This window comes from Hymenobacter sp. IS2118, assembly GCF_000715495.1.
GTDB lineage: Bacteria > Bacteroidota > Bacteroidia > Cytophagales > Hymenobacteraceae > Hymenobacter.
Genome location: NZ_JNLX01000074.1, coordinates 1 through 3421, shown reverse-complemented (window position 1 = coordinate 3421; position 3421 = coordinate 1). Strand labels below are relative to the sequence as shown.

General features: G+C 54.4%; 2 rRNA genes. Both read right to left on the bottom strand.

Annotated elements, in window-relative coordinates:
• Positions 1-261: 261 nt before the first annotated feature.
• Positions 262-373 (bottom strand): 5S ribosomal RNA (gene rrf, locus GM79_RS06325).
• Positions 374-501: 128 nt separating this feature from the next.
• Positions 502-3421, bottom strand: a 23S ribosomal RNA gene (locus GM79_RS06320).

The window sequence follows — 3421 nt, the reverse complement described above, 5'->3', positions numbered from 1 at the left end:
GCGCCGCTGGATTCCATGGCTGCGCCGCGCCTTTGATATCAAGCTGAAAGCACTATTGGGTACGCCCCGAAAACTACCAATCCGACCACACCTGCCTCCAGCGCGTTGAACACGTTTTAAATCGGGTTGGCAAAACCTGTACGGTTACTTTTGCATGACTACTTAGTATTACGCTCGCTGAAGTAGTAACGAAGAATTGTCTAAAACGCCAAACGCCCCCCGCGGGCTGGTAAAAGCGGGCGGGGGGCGTTTGGGCAATAAGGTTGGCGGCGACCGACTCTCCCACCGGTGAAGGCAGTACCATAGGCGCACCGGGGCTTAACGACTCTGTTCGGAATGGGAAGAGGTGAACACCCGGGCTAAAGCCACCATTGCTGGCGGGGGTTGCGGTGTTCTATTGTCTTCTTGTGAGAAGAACGCAACCCTCAATAACTCGACGTAAGGGGACAAAAACGAAACGTATGGTGCGTGCTTGACGCCAGCCGCACTTGCGTGCGGCTCTAAAAGAAGCCCTCGGCCACTTAGTACGGCTCAGCTATTCTATTTCTAGTTGTTCACCTGCCGCCTATCAACGTCGTCATCTCCGACGGGCCTTCCATTGGGAAATCTCATCTCCAGGTGAGTTTCGCACTTAGATGCTTTCAGCGCTTATCTCGTCCCAGCGTAGCTACCCGGCGCTGCACCTGGCGGTACAACCGGCGCACCAGCGGCTGGTCCATCCCGGTCCTCTCGTACTAAGGACAGGTCCTGTCAAATTTCCAACGCCCACCACAGATAGGGACCGAACTGTCTCACGACGTTCTGAACCCAGCTCGCGTGCCACTTTAATCGGCGAACAGCCGAACCCTTGGGACCTTCTCCAGCCCCAGGACGTGACGAGCCGACATCGAGGTGCCAAACCTCCCCGTCGATATGAGCTCTTGGGGGAGATCAGCCTGTTATCCCCGGCGTACCTTTTATCCTTTGAGCGATGGCCCTTCCATGCGGAACCACCGGATCACTATATCCGTCTTTCGACCCTGCTCGGCTAGTCGGCCTCACAGTCAAGCCCGCTTCTGCTATTGCGCTCTGCGTCCGGTTACCAAGCGGACTGAGCGGACCTTTGAAAGCCTCCGATACTCTTTTGGAGGCGACCACCCCAGTCAAACTACCCAGCAGCCACTGTCTCCCGAATCTTCGGGATTAGGCATCAGGCACGGCAAGGGCGGTATTTCAACGTCGGCTCCCCGAGAACTAGCGTCCCCGGCTCAGCGCCTCCCGCCTATGCTACACATGCCGAACCCAACACCAATGGCAACCTATAGTAAAGGTGCACGGGGTCTTTCCGTCCCGTGGCGGGTACTCGGCATCTTCACCGAGACTACAATTTCACCGAGCTCACGGCTGAGACAGCGCCCAGATCGTTACACCATTCGTGCAGGTCGGAACTTACCCGACAAGGAATTTCGCTACCTTAGGACCGTTATAGTTACGGCCGCCGTTTACCGGGGCTTCGATTCAAACCTTCGCCTTGCGACTAAGTTCCCCTCTTAACCTTCCGGCACCGGGCAGGTGTCAGACCTTATACGTCCGCTTGCGCGTTAGCAAAGTCATGTGTTTTTGTTAAACAGTCGCCTGGGCCTTTTCACTGCGGCTTCTCGTCTTGCAACGAGGAAGCGACCCTTCTCCCGAAGTTACAGGTCCATTTTGCCGAGTTCCTTGGCCGTGATTCACTCGAGCGCCTCAGGATACTCTCCTTGACTACCTGTGTCGGTTTGCGGTACGGGTAATAAATGGGTTAAAACGCTTAGCAGGTTTTCTTGGCAGTCGGATTAGGCACACTATCCGCGTGTTCCGAAGAACGTACGGTACTATCAACTTTCGGCTAGAGTGGCGTACTTAACTACCTCCCCAATACCTACGGTCTTCAACGGGCACTTCCGTCCGCCCGCGGTGCTTTCACTTCTGCGTCACTGCATCACTTCCATTCATTAGTACAGGAATATTAACCTGCTGTCCATCGAGTGCACCTTTCGGCTTCCCCTTAGGTCCCGACTAACCCAATTCCGATTAGCGTTGAATTGGAAACCTTAGTCTATCGGCGTGCGGGTTTCTCACCCGCATTATCGTTACTCATGCCTACATATGCTTTTCTCCACGCTCCAACATGCCTGACGACACGCCTTCACCGCAAGGAGAATGCTCCCCTACCACTTAGTAGTCTTTCATACTAAATCCAAAGCTTCGGTACTAGATTTGATGCCCGCGTATTATCGACGCCCGCTCGCTCGACCAGTGAGCTGTTACGCACTCTTTAAAGGAATGGCTGCTTCCAAGCCAACCTCCTGGCTGTCAAAGCAAGTGGACCTCCTTTGTTCAACTTAATCTAGATTTAGGGACCTTAGCTGTTGGTCTGGGTTCTTTCCCTCTCGGCCGGGGACCTTAGCACCCCAGGCCTCACTGCCGTGTATAGCCATTGGCATTCGGAGTTCATCAGGATTCGGTAGGCTCTGACACCCCCTAGTCCTATTGGTAGCTCTACCTCCAATGACCTCAACCACGACGCTGTACCTCAATACATTTCGGGGAGTACGAGCTATTTCTCAGTTTGATTGGCCTTTCACCCCTACCCTCAAGTCATCCAAATCCTTTTCAACGGAAACTGGTTCGGTCCTCCAGTGCATGTTACTGCACCTTCAACCTGCTCAAGGGTAGCTCACAAAGTTTCGCGTCTACCCCCCCCGACTGCACGCCCTGTTCAGACTCGCTTTCGCTGCGGCTCCGCGCCTTAAAGCGCTTAACCTTGCCGGGGAGGAGTAACTCGTAGGCTCATTATGCAAAAGGCACGCTATCAGCCCACTAAAGGCCTCTAACTGCTTGTAAGCACACGGTTTCAGGTTCTTTTCACTCCGGTATTCCCGGTTCTTTTCACCTTTCCCTCACGGTACTAGTTCACTATCGGTGTCTCAGGAGTATGTAGCCTTAGCGGATGGTGCCGCTCGATTCAGACGGGGTTTCTCCGGCCCCGCCCTACTCAGGATCCCACTACCGTGAATCAGAATTGTCGCTTACCGGGCTCTCACCGTCTATGGCGCCCTTTCCCAAGGGCTTCAGCTAACTCGATTCAATCAGATGTCGTGGTCCTACAACCCCGGATTGGCCGTAACCAACCCGGTTTGGGCTCCTCCCCGTTCGCTCGCCACTACTTGGGGAATCATTGTTATTTTCTTTTCCTGCAGGTACTTAGATGTTTCAGTTCCCTGCGTTTGCCACCGCCAGTCAAGCTGGTCGGTTCCTGACTCTTCCAGTCAGGGGGTTGCCCCATTCGGAAATGCTGGGATGTAACGAGTATGTGCCTCTCCCCCAGCCTTATCGCAGCTTATCGCGTCCTTCGTCGCCTCTGAGACCCTAGGCATCCCCCGTGTGCTCTTTCTTACTTCTT